This is a genomic window from Streptomyces sp. SAS_272 (assembly GCF_052543235.1).
Window position 1 is genome coordinate 1 of the sequence record NZ_JBMNDR010000173.1, and the last position, 5,839, is coordinate 5,839.

A 5,839-nucleotide genomic window follows, 5' to 3' on the forward strand; every position below is an offset into this window, starting at 1 on the left:
CCGCCCGCGGCACCGGCACCGGACCCGCAGGTCCGGACGCCGGGGCTCGACGACACGCAGGTGCGCGCCCTGTCGGACAAGGTCCGCACCTGCGCCGACCGCGGGGACGTGATCTCGGCCCGGCAGGCGCTCACCACGCTGAAGTCCCTCGCACCCCTTCACTCCCTGACCTGGGGTGCGGAGAAATACCTCTCCCAGACCGTCGGCGCCCCCGGCTCCTCCGCCCCGACCGCCGCCCTGCAAACCCACCAGACGCACAACGGCGCCCCGCAGGACAAGGGCCCCTTCGCCCGCGCCGAGGTCGCGCAGCGCCGCAAGGACTACCCGGCCGCGAAGCGCCATTTCCAGCAGGCCATCGAGCAGGGAGACCAGCGTGCCCGCGCGGTGCGCAGACTGGTGAACCTGCTGTCGACCCGACTGCAGAGCCGCGACGAGGCTCTGGCGCTCCTCCAGGAGCACAAGCACCTGTTCGTGACGGACGCCGAACTCTGGAACTGGTCCCAGCAGCGCAGCACCATCCTGGAACACGCAGGGCGGTGGGAGGAGGCGCTGGCCGAGCTGCGCGTCATGCTCGGCCGGGGCCCAGCCGCCGGCGACGAGCGGGTGCGACTGGTGGGCCGGATAGCCATGGCGCTGCTCAAGACCTTCCAGCCGCAGGAGGCGAGGAAGCTGCTGGAGGCCGAACTCCAGCGCGATCCCCAGCAGTTGCCGCTGCGCGCCGCCCTGGACCAGCTCATCCAGGCCATGGAGACGAACGTCTACTCCAAGGTCGATGCCGTGGTGCAGCTCCAGTACGCGGCCACGTCCCACCTCAGTCCGCTGCTGACCTTCCATCTGGACCGCTGTGAGTACCGGGGCGTGCGCGCGGAGAAGGTGGCCAAGCGGACGTTCACGGAAGACGACATCAAACGCCTGGACGACCTGGTCTCGGGGCGGGCCAAGGGACGGCTCAACAGCAACTTCCCCCGTGAGCGCGCCGACTACAACCTCTCGGCCGCCCGGATCATGCGGGATCTCGGGAGCACGGACGACCGGTTCCGCAGCCGGCTGCGCTACTTCGCGGCCGCGATGGGGGACGCGTGCGCCATCGAGGCGAAGGGCAACCCGGACGTCATCCGGACCTACTACCTCGAGTCGGTGAGCGTCAAGAGCGACTGGGACGACCTGGTGGACGTCAAGCTCCGGCAGTTGGTGATGTCGTTCACCCACAGCGGCGTGCAACTGCTCGACGCGCGTCGGCTGCCGTCCCTGGAGAAGGCGCTGGCCCTGGTGATGGCCGAGAAGCACCTGACCCGGGTGGTCCTGGTGACGCTGCTCTCGCTCCCGACGGTCGGCGAGACGGTCACCCGTCTGATCAGGCGGGTGTGGGCGGACCGGACCACACGCGAGATCTTCCAGAAGGCGCTGACGGACCACCTCGACGACGACGTCACGGTGACCGACGAGTCCAGCTTCACGCAGGCGTGGCTCGCCGCGGCGAAGGAGGACGTCCACCGTCGGAACGTCTACCACCAGATAAGCGTGCTGGCCGAGACGGTACCGGCCCTGACGGCCCTGGACCGGCACACCACGGAGCTGGACCGGATCGCCGAGGAGGTCATAGGTCTGGCCTCGGCGACGGACCGCGCCAGGATCGAGCACTGCCGTTCGGTCGTCACGGAACTGCGCCAGTACGTCCGGCAGAGCGTGTACGTCGAACGCGAGCGGCTCTTCGGCGGCACGAGCAGAACCATCCGCGCCCATGTCGAGGAGTACGAGAGCGCCCCGACAGCGCTGTCGCTGCAGATCCTGCACCCCTACCTGTGCGCGCTCGACACGGAGCTCAGGAAGCACTTCGAGGCGTACCAGCAGAGCGTGGAGCCGGAGAACCTGAAGGTGGAACTGGTCGTCGACCGGTACCTGCCCAGCGGCGGCCGGGTGGACGTCCAGCTGGAGGTGTCGAACGAGCCGGGGGCGAGCCCGGTCAGCAACGTCGTGCTGACCGTCCTGCCCAGTGACGACTACACGGCCACGGAGGCCACGATCGCGGTGGCCGAGTCCATCGGGGCCGGCGAGTCGAAGACCTGCCAGATCTCCCTGGTCGCCGGCAAGCCCACCATCGAGCAGGAACTGATCACCCTGGTCAGCCGGATCGGGTTCACGCTGCGCTCGCAGCGCCGGGTCGAGGCCGAGGTGGAGCCGAAGTCGATCCGGCTGCACACCGACACCAAGTGGACCGAGATCCCCAACCCGTACAGCGCGGGCCTGCCGGTGGAGAACCCGGACATGTTCATGGGCCGCGACCCGCTGATCGCCAACCTGGCGGAGACGGTGACGGGCCCCCACCGGGGAAGCGTGATCGTCTACGGCCAGAAGCGCGCCGGGAAGTCGTCGGTGCTCTTCCACCTGCGGGAGAAGCTGACGCTGCCGAGTCTCCCGGTGAGTTTCAGCATCCAGGACCTGGCGGGCGACATCTCCCTGGCCGACTTCCTCTACCGCATCGGCGACGACTTCCACTGGTCGATCAGCAATCTGGTCATGGACGAGGGCTGGGAGACCGATCCGCTCCCCGAGCCCAGCCTGGAACAGATCAGGCTCGCCCCCCAGCAGAAGTTCATCGAGTACATGCGTCGGCTGGTCGCGTGGCTGAAGGCGACACCGCCCCTCGCGGACAGCCATCTGGTGCTGCTGATCGACGAGTTCAGCATGGTGCACAAGGAGATCCGCAGCCGGAACCTGCCCGAGAGCTTCATGAAGGGCTGGAAGGCCATGCTCGAGAGGGGGTTCTTCCGCTGCGTCCTGGTGGGCAACGATCTGATGCCGCGATTCATCCAGGAGTTCCCCAACGAGTTCCAGGTGGCCACGGAGGCCCGGGTGTCGTATCTGGAACGCTCCTACGCGTGCAAGCTCATCGAGGACCCGATCCGGCTACCCGACGGAGCCAGCCGGTACCGGGGCAACGCCGTGGACCGCATCCTCGAACTCACCGGCCGGAGCCCCTACTACATCCAGTTGTTCTGTCACGAGCTCGTGCTCTACATGAACAGCGACGACGTGCGGGGGCCGGCCATCGGGCCCGCGGACGTCGAGGTGGTCGCGGACCGGCTCATCGTGGCTCTGGGCGAGAACGAGTTCGACAACCTGCTCACCCCGGGCGACAGCGAGGTCACCGACATCAGCGGCGAACTCGTGATGGACGTCCTCCGGGCGACCCGGAGGGAGGTCGGACGGGCCATGTACCACGTGGGTGACCCGGACGCCCATCCGGAGGCCGAGCGGGTCATCCAGGACCTGGAGCGCCGGGAAGTGCTCCAGCGTCTCTTCGGCAACCGTTACCGCATCAGCGTCGGGCTCTTCAGCCAGTGGCTGCAGCATCGATGGGCGTGAACGCGGCGGAGCCCGACGGCCCTCGGGACCTGATCGGCAACCCCTACGCGGGGTACGGCTCCCCCGTCGCGGGACCGGAGTTCGTCGGCCGCACCACGGCGTTCAGCTCGATCCGCAACCGGACGTTCACCTCGCTGGAGACGGCCTCGGTGTCGATCGTCGGACCACCTCGGGTCGGCAAGTCGAGCCTCGCCCGGCACGTCCACGACCAGCTGGCCACCGGACGCAGCGTCCGGGGCCTGACCTTCGTGCCGGTGTGGATCACGGTCAGCGGCTGCGACTCCGAGCAGTCGCTCTTCCGTGAACTCGCCTATGCCGTGCAGACCTGGATGTCGGACCGCGGCCTGCACGGCGACCGGCTGGATCCCCTGTACGAGTCCCTGTCCACGGCCGTGTCCTGGGACGACATGCGCATGCGGATGCGCACCTACATGCGCCGGCTGCGGTATCTCCGCTACCAGGTCGTGGCCGTGCTGGACGAGTTCGACGCCGCCCGGAACGTCTTCCGGCGCTCCGCTCCCTACGAATTCCTCCGCGCCCTCGCCTACGAGCCGGATGTGCGGGTCGCTCTCATCACCACCTCCCGGCGGGACCTGGCGGAGATCGTGGTGCGGTCGACGCCGGAGTTGTCCACCTTCCCGCAGATCTTCGGGCTCCCGGTGACCCTGGGATGCTTCGACGCCCGGGAACTCACGGCGCTGCTCGCGAGATCGCCGCACATCGACGCCGATCTGGGACAGCCGCTGCTGGCCTGGCTGGGCCGGGAGGTCGGAGGTCAGCCGTTTCTGGCATCCGCGCTGCTGTCCGTGCTGCACGACAGGTGGGCGGCCCACGGGATCCCGTCGCCCGCCGAACTGCCGCACCACCTCGGCGAGGCCGTCGCGACGTGCAGCCACCTGACGGTCCGCCACCACGAGCAGATGCTGGAACTGCTGCGCGACGAGAACCGGCTCACCACCCTTCTGGAGATCCTCTTCGGACCTCAGGTCACCGCACAGCCGCAGGACGCCGAGCGGCTGGCCAGGGAGGGCGTCATCCGGCCGACGGCCGACGGCTGGGAGGGGTTCTCTGAGAGCTTCCAGGAGTATCTCGGGCTGCTGGAACGGAAGTCGGACGACTGGCCGTTGTGGCAGGCGACGGAGACCGGCCTGCGGGCCGGTCTGACCGCCGCGCTGCAGGCCGCCTACGGCGACCTGTGGCTCGTCAAGCTCAGGGAGTGCCAGAAGCGGCTGATCGAGAGTTGCGAGAACCGGCAGGAGCGGGTGCGACGGGGTTTCGGGGAGCTCGCTCCGGACGAGAGCCCGCTCGACTACGCCTACCCGCAGGACCTGCTGGCCGTCATCATGATGCACTGGGAGCAACTGCGGCCTGTCCTCGGTCACTCGAAGAACGAATGGCAGGAAAGGCTGGAGCTGATCGCGCGGGTGCGCACTCCGATGGCGCACAACCGGCGCTCCGGCACCTCTCCGCTGCTCATGACGCAGTTCCGTGAGTACTGCGGGGACGTGCTGCGCTGGCTGGCTCGGCCGACGGACCAGGGTCCGCAGTCCGAGTCCACCGAGCCCTCCGAGTCCTCCGAGTCCTCCGAGTCCTCAGGGAGCCTGCGGGCGCCAGTCGTCGACGTGGATGCGGGGGCGTTCGATCAGAGCGCCGTAGACGCCGGAATCCAGCCGTAGCTCGCGGGTGCCGGGAACGGCCCGATGCTCATGGTCGGGTCGGGCGCACGTCGGGAACGCGGAGTACAGGTCGTAGCGCCGGCCCTGCGACTGGTGCACCTTCTTGACCTCCTGCACCATCGGGCCGAAGTCGGAGTCCTGGGACAGGACGATCAGCGTGGAGTACTCCTGCTGCCAGGCGCCGCGCAGGGCGAGGGAGGCGAGCCTGATGTCGGCGCCCTTCTCCTTGCGACGCCCCGCCGGGGTGTTCGACGCCCCGCAGTTCCCGCACGTCACATTGCGGTCCAACGACGTCCTGCACCGTGAGCACGCCGGCTGGTGGTAGCTGAAACGGGCCGGTTCGTGGTGCACCCCGTAGTTGCGGAGCTTGCGCAGACGCTTGCGCCAGGCGTGGAACTCCGGTGCCTCCTCGGGGCGGTTGCGGTCCGGGAGGGCCATGACGACGGCGGCTCCGCTGACGGCGTCCGCGCCCGTCTCGGCGGCCACGTGCAGGGCGAGCCGGTCGAGCGGGAACTCAGCGGCGGACCGGTACCCGAAGCACCGTAAGGCGGCGATGTAGTGATTCCATCCGTCGACCAGAACCAGGCAACCCGATCCCACCCTCCGCCCCCCTCGCGAAAGAACGTGACCCCGGCGTGGCCCCGACGGCACGGCACAGAAAAACCCCGCTGGGGGCCACAGGTCTGTTTCCAGAAGCGACGCTAGCAGCGGGGGCACTACACAGTGTAGTGAACCGGTGAGAATGCTTCAAGCGGTTGAGCCCGGGGCGGCCAGGGGGCGGGTTCCGGTGTCCGCGG

Annotated in this window: 3 protein-coding genes; 2 read left to right on the forward strand and 1 reads right to left on the reverse strand. The window is 68.7% G+C overall.

The window, feature by feature from the left end; genetic code table 11:
• On the forward strand, window positions 1-3,366 hold a 3,366-nt coding region (locus tag ACN6LD_RS41715), incomplete at its 5' end, for a hypothetical protein (RefSeq protein ID WP_445045890.1).
• A complete protein-coding gene (locus tag ACN6LD_RS41720; protein ID WP_445045891.1) occupies window positions 3,363-5,042 on the forward strand; it encodes a hypothetical protein in 1,680 nt (559 codons plus the stop codon). The genes ACN6LD_RS41715 and ACN6LD_RS41720, both read left to right, overlap by 4 nt.
• On the opposite strand, the gene ACN6LD_RS41725 is transcribed toward ACN6LD_RS41720, so the two are convergent.
• On the reverse strand, window positions 4,959-5,642 hold the full coding sequence (locus ACN6LD_RS41725; protein WP_319189800.1) for an NYN domain-containing protein: 684 nt from the start codon (window positions 5,640-5,642) through the stop codon (window positions 4,959-4,961). The two genes, ACN6LD_RS41720 and ACN6LD_RS41725, sit on opposite strands and share 84 nt — an antisense overlap.
• Between the last annotated feature and the right edge of the window lie 197 nt (window positions 5,643-5,839).